The organism is Arthrobacter sp. 754 (assembly GCF_040548695.1).
Classification (GTDB): Bacteria; Actinomycetota; Actinomycetes; order Actinomycetales; family Micrococcaceae; genus Arthrobacter.
Map to the genome: position 1 here is coordinate 198,732 of NZ_JBEPSC010000001.1, position 20,027 is coordinate 218,758.

General features: G+C 65.1%; 22 protein-coding genes, 1 tRNA gene and 1 other RNA gene. 9 read left to right on the forward strand and 15 right to left on the reverse strand.

Features of this window, described 5'->3' with window-relative positions:
• Position 1: 1 nt before the first annotated feature.
• The 3 genes from ABIA70_RS00965 to mptB form a co-directional block, all read right to left on the reverse strand.
• The gene (locus tag ABIA70_RS00965; protein WP_354145761.1) at positions 2–286 is read right to left on the reverse strand and encodes a hypothetical protein; all 285 of its coding nucleotides are present in this window, start codon (positions 284–286) and stop codon (positions 2–4) included.
• Positions 286–627, reverse strand: a complete 342-nt coding sequence (locus ABIA70_RS00970) for a hypothetical protein (RefSeq protein WP_354145762.1) — start codon at positions 625–627, stop codon at positions 286–288. The genes ABIA70_RS00965 and ABIA70_RS00970 overlap by 1 nt, the downstream gene beginning before the upstream one ends.
• Before the next feature lie 111 nt (positions 628–738).
• Positions 739–2,295 carry a polyprenol phosphomannose-dependent alpha 1,6 mannosyltransferase MptB gene (gene mptB, locus ABIA70_RS00975; RefSeq protein WP_502917163.1) on the reverse strand — a complete coding sequence of 519 codons (1,557 nt, stop codon included), beginning with the start codon at positions 2,293–2,295 and terminating at the stop codon, positions 739–741.
• 160 nt (positions 2,296–2,455) lie between these two features.
• Between mptB and orn the strand changes: the two genes are divergently transcribed.
• The 3 genes from orn (at position 2,456) to def (ending at position 3,970) form a co-directional block, all read left to right on the forward strand.
• Complete coding sequence (gene orn / locus ABIA70_RS00980; RefSeq protein ID WP_354145764.1) at positions 2,456–3,079, forward strand: oligoribonuclease; 624 nt, start codon at positions 2,456–2,458, stop codon at positions 3,077–3,079.
• Positions 3,080–3,207: 128 nt separating this feature from the next.
• Positions 3,208–3,280: transfer RNA gene (locus tag ABIA70_RS00985), tRNA-His, on the forward strand.
• Between the two features lie 117 nt (positions 3,281–3,397).
• Positions 3,398–3,970, forward strand: a complete 573-nt coding sequence (def, locus tag ABIA70_RS00990) for a peptide deformylase (protein WP_354145765.1) — start codon at positions 3,398–3,400, stop codon at positions 3,968–3,970.
• On the opposite strand, the gene ABIA70_RS00995 is transcribed toward def, so the two are convergent.
• The 4 genes from ABIA70_RS00995 to rnpB form a co-directional block, all read right to left on the reverse strand.
• Positions 3,967–4,764 (reverse strand): HNH endonuclease family protein, encoded by a 798-nt coding sequence (locus ABIA70_RS00995; protein ID WP_354145766.1) that lies wholly within the window; start codon positions 4,762–4,764, stop codon positions 3,967–3,969. The genes def and ABIA70_RS00995 overlap by 4 nt on opposite strands.
• 109 nt (positions 4,765–4,873) lie before the next feature.
• Positions 4,874–5,083: a hypothetical protein gene (locus ABIA70_RS01000; protein ID WP_354145767.1), complete on the reverse strand. Its 210-nt coding sequence runs from the start codon at positions 5,081–5,083 to the stop codon at positions 4,874–4,876.
• A 79-nt stretch (positions 5,084–5,162) separates the two neighbouring features.
• Entirely contained in the window at positions 5,163–6,641 is a 1,479-nt protein-coding gene (locus ABIA70_RS01005; protein WP_354145768.1) for a glyceraldehyde-3-phosphate dehydrogenase, read from the reverse strand.
• Between the two features lie 261 nt (positions 6,642–6,902).
• Positions 6,903–7,294: RNase P RNA component class A (rnpB, locus tag ABIA70_RS01010), an RNA gene on the reverse strand.
• Between the two features lie 56 nt (positions 7,295–7,350).
• Between rnpB and ABIA70_RS01015 the strand changes: the two genes are divergently transcribed.
• Positions 7,351–8,115, forward strand: a complete 765-nt coding sequence (locus tag ABIA70_RS01015; RefSeq protein WP_354145769.1) for a YaaA family protein — start codon at positions 7,351–7,353, stop codon at positions 8,113–8,115.
• Between the two features lie 12 nt (positions 8,116–8,127).
• On the opposite strand, the gene ABIA70_RS01020 is transcribed toward ABIA70_RS01015, so the two are convergent.
• The 3 genes from ABIA70_RS01020 to ABIA70_RS01030 form a co-directional block, all read right to left on the reverse strand.
• Positions 8,128–8,655 (reverse strand): DinB family protein, encoded by a 528-nt coding sequence (locus ABIA70_RS01020; RefSeq protein WP_354145770.1) that lies wholly within the window; start codon positions 8,653–8,655, stop codon positions 8,128–8,130.
• Positions 8,646–9,383 (reverse strand): zinc ribbon domain-containing protein, encoded by a 738-nt coding sequence (locus ABIA70_RS01025; RefSeq protein WP_354145771.1) that lies wholly within the window; start codon positions 9,381–9,383, stop codon positions 8,646–8,648. The genes ABIA70_RS01020 and ABIA70_RS01025 overlap by 10 nt, the downstream gene beginning before the upstream one ends.
• Positions 9,384–9,518: 135 nt before the next feature.
• The gene (locus ABIA70_RS01030) at positions 9,519–10,442 is read right to left on the reverse strand and encodes a Nif3-like dinuclear metal center hexameric protein (protein ID WP_354145772.1); all 924 of its coding nucleotides are present in this window, start codon (positions 10,440–10,442) and stop codon (positions 9,519–9,521) included.
• Positions 10,443–10,553: 111 nt separating this feature from the next.
• Between ABIA70_RS01030 and msrA the strand changes: the two genes are divergently transcribed.
• The 3 genes from msrA to epsC all read left to right on the forward strand — a co-directional run bounded on the left by msrA (position 10,554) and on the right by epsC (position 12,703).
• Positions 10,554–11,078 (forward strand): peptide-methionine (S)-S-oxide reductase MsrA, encoded by a 525-nt coding sequence (msrA, locus tag ABIA70_RS01035; RefSeq protein ID WP_354145773.1) that lies wholly within the window; start codon positions 10,554–10,556, stop codon positions 11,076–11,078.
• Between the two features lie 65 nt (positions 11,079–11,143).
• On the forward strand, positions 11,144–12,079 hold the full coding sequence (cysK, locus tag ABIA70_RS01040; protein ID WP_354145774.1) for a cysteine synthase A: 936 nt from the start codon (positions 11,144–11,146) through the stop codon (positions 12,077–12,079).
• Between the two features lie 39 nt (positions 12,080–12,118).
• Complete coding sequence (gene epsC, locus ABIA70_RS01045; RefSeq protein WP_354145775.1) at positions 12,119–12,703, forward strand: serine O-acetyltransferase EpsC; 585 nt, start codon at positions 12,119–12,121, stop codon at positions 12,701–12,703.
• 16 nt (positions 12,704–12,719) lie between these two features.
• Here the strand turns inward: epsC and ABIA70_RS01050 are convergent, their stop codons facing one another.
• Together ABIA70_RS01050 and gnd are read right to left on the reverse strand one after the other, a co-directional pair.
• Positions 12,720–13,553 carry an oxidoreductase gene (locus tag ABIA70_RS01050; RefSeq protein WP_354145776.1) on the reverse strand — a complete coding sequence of 278 codons (834 nt, stop codon included), beginning with the start codon at positions 13,551–13,553 and terminating at the stop codon, positions 12,720–12,722.
• Between the two features lie 126 nt (positions 13,554–13,679).
• The gene (gnd, locus tag ABIA70_RS01055) at positions 13,680–15,116 is read right to left on the reverse strand and encodes an NADP-dependent phosphogluconate dehydrogenase (protein ID WP_354145777.1); all 1,437 of its coding nucleotides are present in this window, start codon (positions 15,114–15,116) and stop codon (positions 13,680–13,682) included.
• A 175-nt stretch (positions 15,117–15,291) separates the two neighbouring features.
• Here gnd and ABIA70_RS01060 point away from each other — a divergent pair, with 175 nt between their 5' ends.
• Positions 15,292–16,020: a FadR/GntR family transcriptional regulator gene (locus tag ABIA70_RS01060; protein WP_354145778.1), complete on the forward strand. Its 729-nt coding sequence runs from the start codon at positions 15,292–15,294 to the stop codon at positions 16,018–16,020.
• 28 nt (positions 16,021–16,048) lie between these two features.
• Here ABIA70_RS01060 and ABIA70_RS01065 read toward each other — a convergent pair whose 3' ends face one another.
• The 3 genes from ABIA70_RS01065 to ABIA70_RS01075 are packed head-to-tail and all read right to left on the reverse strand — an operon-like array spanning position 16,049 to position 18,830.
• Entirely contained in the window at positions 16,049–17,134 is a 1,086-nt protein-coding gene (locus tag ABIA70_RS01065) for an L-idonate 5-dehydrogenase (RefSeq protein WP_354145779.1), read from the reverse strand.
• Entirely contained in the window at positions 17,134–17,904 is a 771-nt protein-coding gene (locus tag ABIA70_RS01070; RefSeq protein WP_354145780.1) for an SDR family oxidoreductase, read from the reverse strand. Before ABIA70_RS01070 ends, ABIA70_RS01065 begins: the two co-directional genes overlap by 1 nt.
• Before the next feature lie 14 nt (positions 17,905–17,918).
• On the reverse strand, positions 17,919–18,830 hold the full coding sequence (locus ABIA70_RS01075) for an NAD(P)-dependent oxidoreductase (protein ID WP_354145781.1): 912 nt from the start codon (positions 18,828–18,830) through the stop codon (positions 17,919–17,921).
• 71 nt (positions 18,831–18,901) lie between these two features.
• Here ABIA70_RS01075 and ABIA70_RS01080 point away from each other — a divergent pair, with 71 nt between their 5' ends.
• Positions 18,902–19,966 carry a D-2-hydroxyacid dehydrogenase gene (locus ABIA70_RS01080; protein WP_354145782.1) on the forward strand — a complete coding sequence of 355 codons (1,065 nt, stop codon included), beginning with the start codon at positions 18,902–18,904 and terminating at the stop codon, positions 19,964–19,966.
• The last annotated feature ends 61 nt before the right edge of the window (positions 19,967–20,027 follow it).

The following is a 20,027-nucleotide window of genomic DNA, read 5'->3' on the forward strand; positions in this document are numbered from 1 at the left end:
GTCAGCGCAGCGTCCGTGACCTCGGGCGGCGCCGGGTCCGGACCGGGACAGGCAAGGCCTCAAGCCGGCTGCTGGAACGGGCTCCGGCCAGCGCCAACAGCACCCCGCCGAAGGCCGCCACCATAAGCCCGTACACCAGCGTTTCCGGCGGTGATCCCCACAGTCCCTGCAGTACGAGCGTCCCCGGAACCAGTCCGAGGTAACCCGCCACCCCGATGCCCAGCGCCCACGGCCAGATCCTGGCCAGCACCCGGGCGGTCCGGCCCGGCTGCCCCGAACGGACCATCAGCCCTGACGCCCCGCCAGCGAAAGGCCGATCAGCCCCAAGGATCCGTGCCGGCGTTGAATCCCCGTGACCGCCCAGATTGCGAACACGGCGGCGACCACCACGGTGAGGATCCCGGAAACCAGCAGATTGGGGATCACTGTCATGGCCGGCTCTCCGCCGAGCGTCTCGAACGCCTCGTTCCCAGGCCACGAGCGAAACACCAGGCCATCTGGCGCCACCGGGCCCTGGAGGATCTCCCCCAGCCCGTGCTCCATGCCGGCCAGGGCCGCCAGCAGGCCGAAGACGCCCACCACAGTCCGCATGGCCCTTCCGGTCCGCATCTGCCGTGAACTGCCCATCAGGCACCTCCTTAAGAACCGGGATGCTTCGACCCTAGGTGCGGCACACGGCCGGCAGCAGAGTCGAAAGCCCCGTCACGCGGCCCGACCTGCGGACGCTGGATCCGGATGCTAGATAACCGGGCGCTCGAGGACGGGATCGTGGGTCTTGCGGAACAGGCGCCTGGTGCGCGGATCCCAGAAAATCAGGTACAGGCCAAACAGCAGGCCGGTCACCGCAGAAGCCACCCGTGCCAGCACCAGGGCAAGGCCCAAGTCCTCCGTCTGCAGGTAGGGGAAGACCTCCAGCTGGTCGGAAATGGCGTAGATCATAAAGAACGAGACGATGAAATACAGCGCCTTGACCTGCCAGTCGTTCCTGATGCCGGTCACTGCGAACAAGGGGATGAGCCAGACCACATACCAGGACTGGATCATCGGGGCGAGGACCACCACGGCCGCGAACGCCAGCGTCAGGCGGCGCATGAGGCGGTCATGATCACCCCTGAAGATCTGCCAGGCGACGATGAGCACGGCGAGCAGTTTGCCGGCGTCGAAGACCCAACCGGCCAGCGTCCAGCCGTCAAGGCCGAAGGCGTTCGAGATGGTGGCCACCACCAGGCCAACCAGCCCCACGGGCGCGTACCAGATGAAGATGCTTCCGGGCGCCGACAGCCCGTTGATCCAGCCGAAGCCGAAGCCGTTGACCAGGCTCAGGCCATAGAGAATGGCGAAGCTCAGCCCTGCTGTGAGGGCCCAGAAGAGGAACTTCCTGGACCAGCCCGCTTTCTTCCCTGCCCAGAGGAGGCCGATGAACGGCAGGAATACGATGGTGATGGGCTTCACCGCGATCGACAGTGTCACCAGGACGATGCCCAGGACCGCGCGCCGGGTTGCCGAGTAATACAGCCCTGCCAGCGCCAGGCCGATCATCAGGGCATCGTTGTGGACGCTGGCAATGAAGTTGGTGAGAAACAACGGGTTGGCGGCGGTGAGCCAGAGGGCGCGGTGCGGATTGACGCCGTGGAGTTCGGCCAGCTTTGGTACGTAGACGATGCAGAGCCCCACCCCAAAAATGGCCACCAGCCTGAACAAAATGACGCTGGCCTCGGGCTGGACGTTGGTGGACCAGACCACGAACTGCTCGATCCAGAGGAACAGCTGTCCGTAGGGCACCGGGGCCTCGGTCCACATCTTGTCCGCACCGAGCTGGAAGTAGTTCGACAGCGCCGAAATGCCGTTCTCGTAAGGATTGAACCCTTCCACCATCAGCCTGCCCTGGCCGATGTAGGCGTAGACATCGCGGCTGAACAAGGGGACGGTGAACGTCATGGGCAGGCCCCAGGCGGCCACGGCCTGCAGGGTTGCTTTGCGTGCTTGGGGCCCCCAGACACGGACCCGCTGGCCCAGCCTCAGCCACGACCGGACCAGAAGCATTCCGCCGATCGCCAGCAGCACAATGGCAAGGGCAACACCCACCGCTTCCGTGCGCATCCAGATGAAGACCGGCATCCGGCGGAGTTCGGAAACCGGCGCAAGCCAGCCGACACCCAACGACCCGATCATCATGAACACCGAGCCAACGAACCCGGCCAGGATCGGGGACCGCGGGTTGTCCACTTCCGCCTCAACGGGCCCGGGGATCAAAGTGGCGGCTATCTCCCCCGTTGCAGGCACAGGCGCCGTCATCTCAGGATCGTCCATTCTCTTTGCATTCAGCGCTTCGGCCCGCGGGCCGCGGAAGCCGCCCGGCCGCACAGGCACAGCACAGCGGCCAGGTTCACGCCCCTCTGTACCCGAAATCCTAACATCGGACGATTGCGGCGGGGCTAAACGGTAGGCTGGTCCGGTGCCTATATCTAACGAACGCATCGTCTGGATCGACTGCGAAATGACCGGCCTGGACATCAAGACCGACGCCCTGATCGAGGTGGCAGCCCTGGTCACGGACTCGGAGCTCAATGTCCTCGGTGACGGCGTGGACGTGGTCATCAAGCCTGAAGACTCCGCGCTCGCCCAGATGAACGACTTCGTCCGGGACATGCACACCCGGTCCGGGCTGCTCCAGGAGCTGCCGCACGGAAAGACCATGGCCGAGGCCGAGGCCGCGGTGATGGAGTACATCGAGAAATGGGTGCCGGACCCGCGCAAGGCACCGTTGGGCGGCAACTCAGTAGGGACAGACCGCGTCTTTCTCTCCCGCGACATGCCGGCCGTGGTGGAACACCTGCACTACCGCGTGATCGATGTGAGCACCATCAAGGAACTCTCGCGGCGCTGGTTTGCGCGGGCATACTTCCAGTCCCCTGCGAAGAAGGGCGGCCACCGCGCCCTGGGCGATATCCAGGATTCGATCGACGAACTCCGCTACTACCGGGAGGCTGTTTTTGTCCCAGCTCCCGGACCGGACAGCATCACAGCCCGGGAAATCGCGAAGCGCATCACCGACGGCGCGGCCACGCCGGGACAGTAATCTGCGCCACGTTTCGGGGAAATTTCTGCAAAAACCGCGAAAGTGGCACGAGCATCCCCGAACAGCAGGTAAGCTATTTGAGTTGCCTTTCCAAATGACCGGATCACCGGACATCTGAGCGGCACATGGTGGGCTTAGCTCAGTTGGCAGAGCGCCTGGTTGTGGTCCAGGAGGTCGCGGGTTCAACCCCCGTAGCTCACCCTCATGGGACGGCAGAAGCTGCCGTTCGTTTGGAGGCCGCACCGGATATTCCGGTGCGGCCTCCATTTTTTTGCACATTTGCCGGCGTCACGCCGCACGCACGAAGGGCCGCCTGACATGACAGTTCTGCCGATCACCATCTGGGGGGAACCGGTATTGCACCGCCGTGCCGCTGAGGTGCGGGTGTTCGACGACGAACTGCGCACCCTGATCGCGGACATGTTTGAAACCAACGACGCCGCGAACGGAGTGGGCCTGGCAGCGCCGCAGGTCGGCGTGGGAAAAAGGCTGTTCGTCTACAAGTTCGCCAACGACGACGGCGCTCCCCCGGTGGGGGCATTGGTCAACCCGGTGCTGACCCTGTCCAAGGTTTCCGGCGCACTGCCCGACCCCGACGAAGAGGAAGAAGGCTGCCTCTCCTTCCCGGGCGGCCAGTACCCGCTCAAGCGCGCCGAGTGGGCCCGGGTGCAAGGCTTTGATGGCAACGGGCAGCCGGTGGAATTCGAAGCGACCGGCTGGTTTGCCCGCGTGATCCAGCACGAGTACGACCATCTGGACGGCAAGCTTTACGTCAACCGGCTGCTGGACCGTTACGCCAGGAAAGCCCTGAAGCAGGCAAAGAAGAGCGGTTGGGGCGTGCCCGGACTGACCTGGATGCCCGGGGTGGACCCGGATCCGTTCGGCCATTAGCCCGCGGCGAGGGTGGGTTGGTCCGGGCAGGAGTCCAGGACCCGCTTCATCGCATCCTTTTCCGGCTGCGTGACCCACAGCGCGTAGGAGGCCTTGACCGAGATCTGCCGGGCAACATAGTGGCAGCGGAAGTTCTTGTTCTGGGGCAGCCAGGTAGCGGCGTCCCCTGCGCCCTTCTCCTGGTTGGCGGGACCGTCCGCAGCTATGAGGTTCAGGGGGTCGTTGGCAAGGCTTTGGCGTTGCTTGGCCGTCAGGCCTTGGGCGCCCTTCTGCCAAGCGTCGCCAAGGGCCACCACGTGGTCGATCTGTATTTCCTTGCTGCTCTCCGACCCCCGGCGGAATTCCACTGCCAGCCCGATGTAGGGCTCCCGGATGGCACCGGACGCTACCCGGCATTTGGAACCCTCGGTGAACACCACTGCAGTGAGGTCACGGCGCAGGATGTCATTCCGGGTGTCGCAGCCGTTCCGGTCCACGTCCAGCCAGGCCTGCCCGAAGGCCTCCCGCTGGTAGTTGTCTTTCGGAGCACGCCCTTTGACGGGCAGCCCCTCCAGGGCGGCCAGCGCGGTCCCCTGCGGCACGGGGTGCGCAGGAATCACGGGCTTCATGAAGGAACCGTCAAATACGGGCGCCTCCGCCGGTCCTGCCGTGGCGGGTTCGGCGGCCGCGAACTGGCCGGCGGTAAAGAACCAGACTCCCGACGCCACCAAGGACACAGCCAGCAGCGCCAGTACAGCCCAAGCCTGCCTTGAGCGCCTTCGCGCGCGACGGTAGGCCGCCCAACTGACCGTCACGGGCGGCCGGCCCTTCCGAAGAGATAGTTCACCAGAAGAGCCTAGGCCACCCCACCGACAGGGGGACGGATATCCACAGTGGGGAGGAAGAGTCGTCGGGCGGGGACCCCTACTGCTCCCGCATCACCCTCCGGAGATCTTCCTCGGCCAGTTTAAGGAGTGCTTCCAGCTGTCGCACCCTGTCCTCGCCGATGTCCCCGGCACTCCTCGCCGCGCGCGCCTGGTCCAGGAGCCGGATGGCTTCCTTGTGATTGGCTTTGGCTACGTCGAGGGCGTGTTCGAGGGTGGTCTCATGCTGGAGGGTTGAGTCATTTTCCATTTCACCAGTGTGATCCCGATTCCCGGCTGATTCCAGCGAATCAGCCGGGAATCTCCGGGAAGCCCGGACCCGCTTGGGACTAGACGGCGATGGCGGCCAAAGCAGCCGCGGATTCCCTGGCGGGGAATGACGGCGGGTTGACGCCGGCCATTTCCTCCATGACCCGGACCACCTGGCAGCTGTAACCGAATTCGTTGTCGTACCAGACGTAAAGGATGACGTTCTTGTCGTTGGAGATCGTGGCAAGCCCGTCGACGATGCCGGCACGGCGTGAGCCGACGAAGTCCGTGGACACAACCTCGGGTGAATCGATGTAGTCAATCTGCTTGCGCAGGTCCGAATGCAGGGACATCTGGCGCAGGTAGTCGTTCACCTCGTCCTTGGTGGTGCCGTTTTCCAGGCTGAGGTTCAGGATGGCCAGCGAGACGTCCGGAGTGGGGACGCGGATGGAGCTGCCGGAAAGCTTGCCCTGGAGTTCGGGCAGTGCCTTCGCGACAGCAGTGGCCGCTCCGGTTTCGGTGATGACCATGTTCAGTGCGGCGGAGCGGCCGCGGCGGTCACCCTTGTGGAAATTGTCGATCAGGTTCTGGTCGTTGGTGAAGGAGTGGACGGTTTCGACGTGCCCGTGGATCACGCCGAACTTGTCGTTGATGGCCTTCAGGACCGGGGTGATGGCATTGGTGGTGCACGAGGCCGCAGACACGATCTGGTCGGTGTCCTCGATGCTGCCGTGGTTGATGCCGTGCACGATGTTCTTCAGGGCGCCCTTGCCCGGTGCCGTCAGCAGGACGCGTTCCACGCCATTGCTCTGCAGGTGCTGGGACAGTCCCTCTGCGTCGCGCCACCGGCCGGTGTTGTCCACGACGAGTGCCTTGTGGATGCCGTAGGCGGTGTAGTCGATGGTGGCAGGGTTGTCCGAGTAGATGACCTGGACCTGGACGCCGTTGGCGGTGATGGTGTTCGCTTCTTCGTCCACCCGGATGGTGCCTTCGAAGGAGCCGTGTACCGAGTCGCGGCGGAGCAGGCTGGCGCGCTTGGCAAGGTCCTTGTCCGAACCACGGCGCACCACGATGGCGCGCAGGCGCAGGCCGTGGCCGCCGCCCGCCTTTTCGATGAGGAGGCGCGCCAGCAGCCGCCCGATCCGGCCGAAACCGTAGAGGACGACGTCGGTGCTGGTGCGGTCGTCGGCACCGTACCTGCCGACGACGTCGGCCAGTTCGGCGCGGAGGAATTCCTCCAGGGTGGCGCCGTTGCCTTCCGCCTTGAACTTCTGGTTGAGGCGGGCGATGTCGATGGCCGCGGCGCCCAGCTGCAGAGTAGCCAGGGTATTCAGCAGCGGCGCGGTGTCCTCCAGGAGCAGCTCGTCCTTGCTCATGCGGCGGGCGAAACGGTGCGCCTTGAGGATGTTCATGGTGGACTTGTTGATCAGGCTGCGGCCGTGGATGGACGTCACCACATTGTTTTCGCGGTACAGCCGGCCGATCACCGGAATCATGGCCTCGGCGAGAGCCTCCCGGCCCATCCACGTATCAAGACAAGAATCTGATGTCTGGCTCACAGAACTACCTTCCTCGGGTCAGCCCCATACGTCCTCGTATGCGGATGTCGGCCGCCGGAGGTGCTCCGGGGCGCAGGCGTCGCCGGGGATTCGGTCCACCCCGGACGCCGTGGCGAAGCGCAAAGAAAAACCACCGGCTGCGAACGCAGATCCGGTGGCAGAACTTCTACGTTCAGTCTCCATTCTAGGCTGGAGGCGGCCCATGGAACGCCGCCGAGGGCGTGAAGTCACTCACACTAAGGGCAAACCGGCCGCGGTGAATGGATGGGTTGACCGATACGCCGGGTTCTGTGCTCCCGTGCCGTTGCCGGCGCGGGAGTAGCGGCCATCCATCTACGGACGCCGTTGCCGACGCCCTCCAGCGGCCTACCCGGACACTCGGGCGGGCAGCCCTCAAACGTGTCCTGTCTGGCCTTGCTCCGGGTGGGGTTTACCTAGCCTTCCCGGTCACCCGGGAAGCTGGTGGTCTCTTACACCACCGTTTCACCCTTACCTGCTTCGTGCCGCTTTCAAACCGGCGCGATGCAGGCGGTCTGTTCTCTGTGGCACTGGCCTGCGGGTTACCCCGAGTGGGCGTTACCCACCACCCTGCCCTGCGGAGCCCGGACGTTCCTCGAGCCACTTGCGTGACGCGCGGCCGCCTGGTCAACCCATCCGCCGTCCAGTCTACCGTCGGAGGCGGCGCTGCCGCCGCCGGTAGGATCGTACGGTGCTGATTCTGCTTCCACCCTCCGAGGGCAAGACCCCCGCAACCCGCGGATCCGCCGTCGACTGGCCTTCGCTCAGTTTTCCGGCACTGAACACGTACCGCGCTAAAGTCCTCGAGTCACTGGGAACCGTCAGCGCCCACGAGGACGCCCTCGCGCTGCTGGGCGTCGGCGCATCACTGAAGGACGACGTCGAACGCAACACCCGGCTGCACGCGGAGCCGGCGGCTCCTGCCCACCGGATCTACTCGGGTGTTCTGTATGACGCCCTCGGCTACAAAACCCTGACCCCGGCGCAGCGCCGGAAGGCCAATGAGGCAGTGCTGGTGATCTCCGCGCTGTGGGGTGCCATCCGCTTCGGTGACAGTGTCCCTGCCTACCGGCTGTCCATGGGAACGGCACTGCCCGACGTCGGCCGTCTCGCCTCGTTCTGGAAACCGCAGCTTTCCGAGGCCCTCGGCGGGGCATCGTCCGGACACCTGCTGGTGGACTGCCGCTCCAGCACTTACTCGGCAGCCTGGGCCCCGCCGCCGGAGCAGACGGTGGCAGTCAACGTTTTCACTGAGGTGGACGGCGTGCGCAAGGTAGTCAGTCACTTTGCCAAACACACCCGCGGCGAGCTGGCGCGGCACCTGCTGGTCCGCCGCGGCAAAGCCCCGCAGACGCCGTCGCAGCTCCTGAAGGCAGCCCGCGAAAAGTGGGACGCTGAGCTGGTGGACGGTTCGGCGCGGAAGCCGCACACCCTGAACATCCTCCTGCCTGGCTAGGACCGGCAGGAATCAACCCTCAAGGCTCAGCTGCCTGCCGTGGAAGTCGAAGTGGAGGATCGGGTAGGCGTAGACGTCATTGACGGTCATCACGGAAGCGAAAAAGGGGTCCCACCGGTCCGGGAATGGCATCGACCGGGCCAGGCCGGCCGGCGTCTCGCGTTCGAGCCGGCGGGACAGGGCTGCCAGGGTTTTGTCCAGTTTCCGGCCCATCCGCCGCCGGTTGTAAAACATCGAAGCGGCCCGTGATCCCCAGTAGTTCACGACGTTGAATGGCCCAGTGCCGGCGTTCAAAACCGCGGCAAATCCTGTACCGACCGGCCGGGGCAGCCTGCTGACGGCGTGGACCAGGGGCAGGAGGGCGCGGACCACCATATAGCCGAACACCATGTGGAACAGCAGTTCCTCGTTCGTCCACTTCGTGCCGTTGCTCTTGCGGCGAAGGTCCCCTGCGGTGGCGTTTTCCAGCCACGCCTGAAGTTCCCGGCGGGTACGGCCGTACTCCGCCCGGATCTGTTCCTTCGTTGGATTCAGTTCCACTCTGCGGAGCGCACCAGGATAGCTCCGGAATCCGGACAGAACACGATGTCGTCCTCAGCGGCAGCCTTGATCTCGGCGAGGTCGCCCGGGCTCAGCTTCATGCCGGAGGCCTCTGATGTCCCATGGAACAGCCGGGCGGCGCCCACGCCGCGCTTGGCCAGGGTCTTTTCGTAGACAGCCAGCATTCCGGCGTCGAGTCCTGAGGCGAATTCGGCGCGCTTGCCACGAACCACAGTGGCTTCCGCTTCAACCTCGGCCAGGGCCTCGTCGAGCTCGGAGCGGATTCCGCTGAAGGAGCCCTGGATCTTATCCACGATCTGCTGCTGGGCGGCCTGCCTGGCGCGGAGCGTGTCCAGACGCTCCAGGACTTCGAGCTCGATGTCCTCCAGCACGGAGCGTCGGTTGTTCAGGGACGCAATATCCTTCTGCAGTGCCACGAGGTCTTTGGAGAGGCCGGTGCCGCTGTTGAGCCGCGCTTCGTCCCTCTCGATCCTGGAGGCGACCTGTTCGACGTCGGCCTCGGCCCGCTTGAGCTCGGTTTCGGCATCGTGGACAGCCATCTTCGCTGCACCCAGTTCGCCGTTGGCCACGGACAGTGCCGATTGCAGGTCTTCGATCCGCGGATCGGTTTCAAGGGCCCGGCGGCGGTTGGACAGGGACTTGAGCCTCGCATCCAGCCCCTGCAGTTCGAGCAACTTCAACTGTTCCGCCGGTGCTGCCTTAGCCAACTGATACCTCCGCTTGATCCCTGCCGGCCGTAGCCGGGCACCCTGCAGGCGCTCTATAGACTCTAGCGCCTGGCCTGCTCCCCTGCCTCGCTCCGTCCCCGCCGGCTCCCGGCGACATGACCCCGCACGCCAGGCTTAGCCCGGGGTCAGAATGAAGTCCCACGGATCACTGTTGGTGCTGCTCACCTGAATCTCCACGTCATGCCCCTGGTCGGCGAGCACGTTGCCCAGCGCCGACGCCGCCGCGGGCAACCACAGCCATTCGCTGGCGAAGTGCGAGACGTCAATAAGGTAAGGCCGGCCGTTCACTGCACCTTCGCGGGCTTCGGACGCCGGGTGGTGCCGGAGATCGGCCGTGACATAGACGTCCGCGTTGCTTGCCCGGACCTCGTTGAACAGGGAGTCGCCGGCTCCGCCGCAGACGGCAACGCGGCGTATCAGTCCGTCCTTGTCGCCCGAGACGCGGACTCCCCCCGCCACTGACGGCAGGATGCCGAACACCCGCGCGGCGAAGTCACCCAGGCTCATCACCTCAGGCAGGTCACCGACCCGCCCGATGCCTTCTTCGGGCAGCCCGTTGGCGGCGACCGTCAGCGGGGAAACGTCCTCCAGGCCCAGAGCGTCCGCGAGGACGTCGGAAACGCCTCCGACGGCGGAATCACCATTGGTGTGAACGGTCAGCAACGCGGTTCCCGACTCGATGAGCCGGTGGATTGCCTGGCCCTTGGCGGTGGTCGCCGCCACCGAGGTGACGCCTTTGAGGAGCAACGGGTGGTGGGTGATCAGCAGCTCGGCACCCCATTCCACCGCTTCGTCAATTACCTCCAGCGTTGGATCAACGGCGAACATCACCCGGGTGACCGGCGCCGACGGACGTCCCGCCACGAGGCCCACCTCGTCCCAGTTTTCAGCCAGTGACTCCGGCCAAAGTTCTTCCACCGCCAGCAGCAGCTGGGCCAATGTCGGCGGAGCTGACCCGTCCGCCCGCGCACCCTCCCCTGACGCGGTGCCGTCGTCGAGCTTGTCCGCATCTGTAAGGCCGCTGTCCACAGGTTCCATAGACTCAGTTTTACCCCATTCGGCGTTCCCGCCCGCATGTGGCACAGTCGCTGGAGGTGTCTCGTGAAGCACCTCGGGAATCATCCGGGACGCTCAACCATTGAAGAGGTCATGAAAACTTTTGTACTTGGCGGAGGCTGCTTCTGGTGCCTGGACGCCGTTTACCAGAAAACCAAGGGCGTGAGCTCGGTGATTTCCGGCTACACCGGCGGCCATGACCCGCACCCCGATTACTACTCGGTCTGCAACGGCACCACCGGCCACGCCGAGGTTGTAGCCGTCACATTCGATGAAGACATCATCCCGGCAGAGGTCATCCTGGACATGTTCTTTGCCCTGCACGACCCCACCACGCTGAACCGCCAGGGCTACGACGTCGGCACGCAGTACCGGTCCTCCATGTTCTACGAGACCACCGAGGAAAAAATCCTCTTCGAAGAGGCCATTGAACGGAACCAGGCACTGTGGGCGCATCCGATCGTGACCGAGGTCAGCCGGCTGCCGCGCTTCCATGTCGCGGAGGATTTCCATCAGGACTATTACGCCAAACACCCCGAGCAGGGCTACTGCCAGGTGATCATCAACCCGAAGCTCGCCAAGGCCAGGAAATATTACTCTGCATGGCTTAATGCTTAGCAGCCGCTGCACAGCCATCGTTAGGCTGACCTCAGTATTCACTCTTGAGAGATAGGCATATCTACATGGCACGGATCTATGACGATGTAACGCAGCTTGTCGGCGGCACCCCGCTGGTCCGCCTGAACCGGCTGACCGAAGGCCTGGATGCCACTGTGGCCGTCAAGCTCGAGTTCTACAACCCGGCCAACAGCGTCAAGGACCGCATCGGTGTGGCCATCGTTGACGCCGCCGAAAAGTCCGGCGCCCTGAAGCCCGGTGGAACCATTGTCGAAGGAACCTCCGGCAACACCGGAATCGCCCTGGCCATGGTTGGCGCTGCACGCGGCTACAAGGTCATCCTGACGATGCCCGAGACCATGTCAACCGAACGCCGTGTCATGCTTCGGGCCTTCGGCGCCGAGATCGTCCTGACGCCGGGCTCCGAGGGAATGCGCGGCGCCGTGGAGAAGGCCCAGGAAATCGTGGCCAACACGGAGAACTCCATCTGGGCCCAGCAGTTCGCCAACGAGGCCAACCCCGAGATCCACCGCACCACCACGGCCGAGGAAATCTGGACGGACACCGATGGCAAGGTGGACATCTTCGTCGCCGGCATCGGAACCGGCGGTACCGTCACCGGCGTCGGCCAGGTCCTGAAGGAACGCAAGCCCGAAGTCCAGATCGTCGCCATCGAACCGAAGGACTCAGCCATCCTGAACGGCGGTGCACCCGGACCGCACAAGATCCAGGGCATCGGCGCCAACTTCATCCCCGAAATCCTGGACACCAACGTCTACGACGAGGTCCTGGACGCCACCCTGGAAGATTCAGTACGGGTAGCCCGTGAGCTCGGAATCAAGGAAGGCATCCTGGGCGGCATCTCTTCCGGTGCCATCGTCTGGGGCGCGCTGGAACTGGCCAAGCGGCCCGAGAACGCCGGTAAGCTCATCGTCGCCGTCGTCTGTGACTTTGGAGAGCGTTACATCTCCACCGTCCTCTATGACGATATCCGCGGCTGATCCAACAGCTGTCGGCCCATTTCCTGTAGAAAGAACTTTGTGGGCTTTTTCGCAAGACTAAAAGAAGACCTCGACGCCGCCCGGTCGCATGACCCGGCGGCCCGGGGTTCCTTTGAGAACTTTTTCGCATATTCAGGGCTGCATGCCATCTGGATCCACCGCCTGACGCACAAAATGTGGCGGTATCCCGGGCTCCGGTTTCCGGCGCGGCTGGTGTCCCAACTGGGCCGCTTCCTGACCGGAATCGAAATACATCCCGGTGCCACGATCGGGCGTCGCTTTTTCATCGACCACGGCATGGGTGTGGTCATCGGCGAGACCGCGGAGATCGGCGAAGACGTCATGATCTATCACGGCGTCACGCTCGGTGGACGCTCGCTGGCCAAGGTCAAGCGCCACCCCACCATTGAGGACCGGGTGACCATCGGCGCCGGCGCCAAGATCCTGGGGCCCATCACCATCGGTCGCGACAGTGCCGTGGGCGCCAACGCCGTGGTGGTCAAGGATGCTCCGCCGGAGTCGATCGTTACGGGTGTGCCCGCCAAATGGCGCCACCGGGATGCCCAGCGCGAAACAAAGCCGGCTGTGGATCCCGCCGAATACGACATCGAATACCGGATCTGAGCATCCGCTGCGGCGCCTAGCCTGCGATGCGCTTCAGCATCAGGGTGACCGCCGCATCATAAAGCCGGTCGGGCAGGATCCTCCTGAGGGCGAGAATGGCTGACGCTCCCCTGCCCACCGGATAGCGGGTCTTGGGTCGCGCCGCCGTCGCTGCATGCAGGATTGCCGCCGCGATGACCTCCGGCGGCGTTGACAGTTCCGGCTTGTCGGTGGACGCCAGCACGGCCGCCATGTCCCTGGCCTGGTCCGCGTACGGACCTGCGCCGCTGCTGGCAAGCAGCCCGTCCGCCGAAATACGGCCCCATTCACTGAGCGTGCTGGCCGGTTCAATGATGCAGACCTCGATCCCATGCGGCTTGAGCTCCAGCCGCAGCGAGTCGCTCATGCCCTCAACGGCGAACTTGGTGGCGTGGTACCAGGCACCCAGGGGTTCGTAGTACTTCCCGCCGATGGAGGATATATTGATGATCCTTCCCCGCCCGGCCGCCCGCATGGCCGGCAGCACCAGTTGGGTCATCCTGGCAAGCCCGAAGACGTTGACGTCAAACTGCCGCCTGCCCTCTGCGAGGTCCACCTGTTCGAGGGCCCCGTACGACCCATAGCCGGCGTTGTTGACCAGGACATCGATCCGCCCGCGTTCCTCCAGAACCCGTCCGACGGCGGCGCGCATCGATTCGTCGTCCGTCACGTCAAGTGCCAGGACGTTGATGCCCTGGGCCTTGAGGGGCTCCATCAGGTCCACCCGGCGGGCACCGGCATAGACCGTAAAGCCCTGGCTGCCCAGCTTTTTGGCCGCTTCGAAGCCGATGCCGGTGGATGCTCCCGTAATCAACGCTACTGGCTGGGACACTTGGACTCCCTCGGTGGACGGACACGCCTTGTTGCACCGAACGCCAACGGCCGGCGCCTCCCAGAATATCCGGGAAGCTCCGGCCGCAGGTGCGTGCTGGGCTGTGCAGTTTCAGTGGTGGAGTGCCTAGTGGGTGTCGACGGCTTCGATTTCGGACTTGTCTTCGCCCCAGAGCGTGTGGAACGTGCCCTCGGCGTCGATGCGGCCGTAGGTGTGGGCACCGAAGAGGTCGCGCTGGCCCTGGATCACTGCGGCCGGCAGGCGCTTGCGGCGCAGGCCGTCGTAGTAGGCCAGCGAGGAGGAGAACACCGGCACGGGGATGCCCAGCTGTACAGCCGTGGAGACCACGCGGCGCCATGCCGGCAGGACCTCGGCGATTGCCTTGGTGAAGGCGGGGGCGAACAGCAGGTTGGCCGGCTTGTCTTCCGCCGCGTAGGCCTTGGTGATTTCCTTGAGGAGCTCGGCCCGGATGATGCAGCCGCCCCTCCAGAGGGAGGCGATCTCGTCCAGCTTGAGGTCCCAGCCATATTCCGTGGCCGCGGACGTCAGCATGTCCAGGCCCTGGGCGTAGGACACCAGCTTGGAGGCGTACAGCGCCTGGCGGACATCCTCAACGAAGGTTTCCGGAACGTCGACGGCGATTTCCTCGCCGGCAAGCAGCTCCTGGCCAAGCTTGCGCTGCGCTGCCTGCGAGGACAGGGCACGGGCGAAGACCGATTCGGCGATGCCGGAGACCGGCGAGCCCAGTTCCAGCGCGGAGATGACCGTCCAGCGGCCGGTACCCTTCTGGCCTGCCGCGTCCACGACGACGTCGACGAACGGCTTGCCCGTCTTGGCGTCCACGTGGCCCAGGACCTGGGCGGAGATTTCGATCAGGAAGGAGGCGAGGTCGCCCTTGTTCCACTCTTCGAAGATCTTTGCCTGGTCAGCCGGCTCAATGCCCGCGCCGGAGCGCAGGAGGTCGAACGCTTCGCCGATGACCTGCATGTCGGCGTATTCGATGCCGTTGTGGACCATCTTGACGAAGTGGCCGGCGCCGTCGGTGCCGATCCAGGCGCAGCAGGGCTTGCCGTCCACGTGTGCTGCGATTTTCTCCAGCAGGGGACCGAGGGCTTCGTAGGATTCCTTGGAACCGCCGGGCATGATGGACGGGCCGTTGAGGGCGCCTTCCTCACCGCCGGAGACTCCGATGCCGACGAAGTGCAGGTCCTTCTTGGCCAGGGCTGCTTCGCGGCGGCGGGTGTCCTCGTAGTGCGAGTTTCCGGCGTCGATGATGATGTCGCCGGCTTCGAGCAGCGGTTCCAACTGCTCGATGACCGAGTCGACCGGCTTGCCGGCCTTGACCATGATCAGGACACGGCGGGGCTTTTCCAGCGAGTCGACCAGTTCCTGCAGGGTCTCGGTGCGGATGAAGTCGCCGTCCGTGCCGTGCTTTTCGAGCAGCGCGTCGGTCTTTTCCACCGACCTGTTGTGCAGGGCAACCGTGAAGCCGTTGCGGGCGAGGTTGCGGGCCAGGTTGGCGCCCATTACGGCGAGGCCGGTGACACCGATGTGTGCAGACATCAAAAACTCCAATTCATTGTGTGCAATGGATGTGCAGGGGGCTCCGCGTACGGTGCGAAGCAGGCTGGCACGAACCATGGGGTCCGAATAAAGCATATATATTCAATCGGCTTCGGGAAAGCGGGGACCACTTTATGGAACACGGCCGGCCGTTTCCCAGTCTAGGCTTGTCTGCATGTCGACCAGCCTGCACCACCGTGCCATTGAAAATCTTGGCACCCGGATCATCACGGGCGACCTCCCCACCGGACATGTCATGCTGGCAGAGCACCTCGAGGAAGAGCTCCGCGTTTCCCGCTCGGTGGTCCGTGAAGCTGTCCGGGTCCTCCAGTCACTGGGCCTGGTGGAAACCATCAAGCGCGTCGGCATCCGTGTCTTGCCGCCGAGCCGCTGGAATCCTTTTGATCCGCAGGTCATCCGCTGGCGGCTGTCGGGCGAGGGCCGCGGCGCACAGTTGCGGTCGCTGGCAGAGCTGCGGTCCGCCGTCGAGCCCGCAGCGGCGGAACTGGCCGCCATGAACGCCCCCGCGCCGCTGCGCCGGGAGCTGGTGGACATCGCCCACGCCCTGCGCGACGCAGGCCACGACGGCGACGTTCCGCGGTTCCTCGACCTGGACATAGCGTTCCACTCGATCCTGCTGTCCGGCTCGGGCAACGAGATGTTCGCGAACCTGATGGGGCAGGTAGCGGAAACCCTGACCGGACGCACGGTCCACGGCCTGATGCCGGACCACCCGCACGAGGGCGCACTCCAGTGGCACGTTGACCTGGCCGAAGCAGTGGCCGCGGGCGATGCTCCGGCTGCGAGGGAGGCCTCCGAGCGGATCATGCGGCGCACCATGACGCGGATGTCCGATACCTGGACGGATCAGCCTCGGGTGTTCATCCCCGTCCGCAGGAACTAGGCGCCGCAGGAATCAGGCAGCGCAGGAATCAGGCACCGGAACTGACCGGCCGGAAATCCAGCAGGACCTTGCCGGATTCTGCGGAATTCCTGGCGACGGCGAATGCTTCGAGTGCTTCCTCCACCGGGTATTCGTGGGTGATGACCGGGCCGATGTGCAGTGAGCCGTCCGTGAGCGCGGCGATGACCTCGTCGATCTCGTTGTTGAAGCGGAACGAACCCTTCAGCTCCAGTTCGCGGGTGATGGCCAGCGAGATCAGGACCGGCTGCGGGCCGGCGGGCAGCAGCCCCACCATGACCACGGTGCCGCCGCGGGTTGCGCCTTGGATGGCCGAGGCCAGCCCGTGGTGGCTGCCGGAGGATTCAATGACGACGTCGGCCTGCACGTCGCTGATCGCTTCCGCGTCAGCGGCGTTGATCACCTCATCAGCCCCCACCGCCCCCGCGATCTCCAACGGTTTGGGATGCATGTCGACGGCGGTGATCCGGGCTGCGCCGGCACGCTTGAGGACCGCGACAACCAGCGCGCCAATGGGACCGGAGCCGATCACAAGGGCCGTTTTGCCTTTTACGTCCCCAGCGCGAGCCACCGCGTGCCAGGCCACCGCAGCGGGTTCGATCAGCGCCGCCATGCGAAGGTCCAGCGCCTCCGGCAGCGCCCGGAGCATCCGGGCAGGCAGGTTGACGTAGCGGCTGAATGCGCCGTCCGTATGCGGGAACCGGGCTGCACTGCCCAGATACGTGCACCCCGGGGAAAGGTTGGGCCGGTCCGCCGGATACCGCACGCCCGCCGCTGCGCCCGTGCCAGGGCCGGGGGTGGCCGGGTGGACCGCTACAGGCGTCCCCGCCGCAGGGCCGGTCCCGTCCGCGGCAGCCTGGACCACTGTCCCGGAAATCTCGTGCCCGAGCACCAGCGGGGCCTTCAGGACAGATTCCCCCGCCGCGCCGTGCAGCCAGTAGTGCAGGTCCGAGCCGCAGATGCCCCCGTACCGGACCTCGACGACGGCCTGGTCCAAGGCGGGCGCCGCGAGCGGGAGCTCGTCGATCCGAAGGTCGCCAGCGGCGTGGGCCACGACGGCCAACCCCGTAACCGGCAGTGCTGTATCCACTGACATCAGACCACCACCGTCATTCCGCCGTCGATGAAGATGGTCTGCCCGTTGACGAAATTCGAACCGTCCGATGCCAGCCAAACGGCAGGGCCTGCGAGGTCCTGCACGGTCCCCCAACGGTTGGCCGGGGTTCTGCCTAGGATCCAGGAGTTGAACTGCTCATCGTCCACCAGGTTCTGCGTCATCTCCGTGTGGATGTACCCGGGTGCAATCCCGTTGATCTGCAGGCCCGAGGCCGCCCATTCTGCCGTCATGGCGCGGGTCAGGTTCCGCAGTCCGCCCTTGGCCGCAACATACGGGGCGATGGTGGGCCGGGCCAGGTCCGTCTGGACCGAGCAGATGTTGATGATTTTGCCGTGCCCGCGCGGGATCATATGCCGGGCAGCCTCCCGGCCCACCAGGAATGCACTGGTCAGGTCCGTCGCAATCACCCGTTCCCAGTCGGCCACGTCCAGGTCCAGCATCGGCACCCGGTGCTGGATCCCTGCATTGTTCACCAGGATCTCCAGGGGACCCACATGCTCTTCCACCCACGCAACCCCGCGGGCCGCGTCCGCATCAGAAGTGACATCAAACGCGACGCTGTGGATACGGCCGGGCGCAAAATCAGCCGCCAACACCACTTCCGCAGCCTTCAACCGCTCCGTATTGATGCCGTTCAGCACCACTGTGGCACCGGCGTCGGCCAGCGCCCGCGCCAGCGCGTTACCTATCCCCCGGCTCGAACCGGTCACCAGGGCAACGCGCCCGGTCAGGTCAAATAGTGAAGTCATGGCGTCTTGTTTCCTCAGTTGGTCGTGGCTGCCTGATGGTCACCCAGATTGGAAATGGTCTTTCGGACGACGGCGAGATCAAGGTCCCCGAGTCCCTGGCGTTTCAGTTCGGCGTAGAGTTCCTCTGCGGCCGTCGCCATCGGCACGGCGGCACCGGCTGCCCGTGCGGATTCCAGGACGAAGGAAAGGTCCTTGTGCATGAATTTCGCAGGGCCTGTGGGGGTGTAGTCCTTCCGGACCAGCCGCGGACCCACGATCTCCAGGACGCGGCTGCCGGCCAGGCCGCCCGCCAAAACCTCGAAAAGTGCTCCCGGATCCATGCCGGAACGTTCGGCCAGGTCTGCCGCCTCGGCGAGCGCCGCCGTCGTGGTCCCTACGAGGAGCTGGTTGCATGCCTTGGCAAGTGACCCCGATCCGAGCGGGCCCATATGCCTTACCGTGGTTCCCATTGCACCGAAGAACGCTTCGAGCCGCCGAAAGTCCCCGGCCGCCCCTCCGGCCATTATGGCCAGGGTCCCCTCGGATGCACCTGCTGTCCCGCCGCTGACCGGTGCATCCACCACGGCGGCCCTGCCGTGGCTCGCCTCGCGGACCCGTCGCCCGAAGTCCTGGACTTTTGCGGAAGAGACGGAGCTCAAAACCACCACCGCGGTGCCGGCGGCCGGTGGCCTTTGCGCCCAGCCCGCCAGCAGTTCCGACGCCGCCTCCTCGATGAAGGGCAGGTCCGGGAGCATGAAGGCTATGACGGGCAGGTCGCGCAGCGAGGCAACATCAGGTGCTTCGCGCCCGCCCTGCCCCACAAAGTCCTGCACCGGCCCCGATGATCGGTTCCAGCCGGTGACCTCCCAACCGGCCAGGAGCAGGTTCTTCGCCATGGGCAGGCCCATATTGCCCAGGCCCACGAAGCCTGCCTTTTTTATATCCACAATGTCCTCGGCTCACGTCGTCGTGTGGTTAATGAAGGGAAATCTGTCCAATATCCTAGCCTCTATTCAGTATGATGAACACTATGACGACTGAAATCACTGTCGCGATCGCCGTCCCGCTCGAAGCAGAGTTCGTGGACCGCATCCGAGCCGTAGACCCGTCCGTAACCGTCCTTTACGAGCCAGAGCTCCTCCCGCCGGAACGTTTCCCGGCCGACCACTCCGGGGACCCGGATTTCAAGCGCACTCCCGGGCAGGAGGAGCGGTACTGGGCCATGCTCAACCAAGCGCAGGTACTGTACGGCCTGCCCAACGAAAGTCCCGCGGGCCTTGCCCGCATCGCACGCGAAAATCCGCGGCTCCAGTGGGTACACGCCATGGCCGCCGGCGCCGGCGGCGCAGTCAAGGCCTCTGGACTGGACCAGGAAACACTACGGAAATTCAAGGTCACCACCTCCGCAGGGGTACACGCGCTGCCGCTCGCAGAGTTCGCCGCGCTGGGGATCCTCAACGGCTTCAAGCGGAGCGCCGAGTTGGCCCGGGACCAGGCCGCCAGGGTGTGGCCCGAACTGCGGACGCCCACGCGGCTGGTGAGCGGTTCCACGCTGGTGGTGGCCGGCCTCGGCGAAATAGGCCTGGAGACCGCCCGCATCGCACGCGCCCTGGGCATGAAAGTCAGCGGCACCAAACGCACGGTGGAGCCGATTGAGGGAATCGAAGAGGTTTCGGACAATGACGGACTCGCCCTGCTCCTTTCCACCGCCGATGCCGTGGTGAACACCCTGCCCGGGACCCCCTACACGGAGAAGCTGTTCAGCCGCGACGTGTTTGCGGCGATGAAGCCGGGAACGGTGCTCGTGAACGTGGGCCGCGGCACTGTTGTGGATGAGGACGCCCTGCTCGAGGCGCTCGACAACGGCCAGGTGTCCTACGCCTGCCTCGATGTCTTTGCCGTTGAGCCGCTCCCCCGGGACAGTCCGCTGTGGGCCCATCCCAAGGTATTGGTATCACCGCACACGTCGGCCCTCAGTGCGGCCGAGAACCGGCTGATCTCAGAGCGCTTCTGCAGCAACCTCCGCACCTTCCTCGACGGCGGCGACCTTCCCCATCTCGTGGACCCGGTCCACTTCTACTGAGCTGCCAAACCCAAGAAGGCGGCCTTCCCATTCCGGGAAGGCCGCCTTCTTTGCGTGCGGT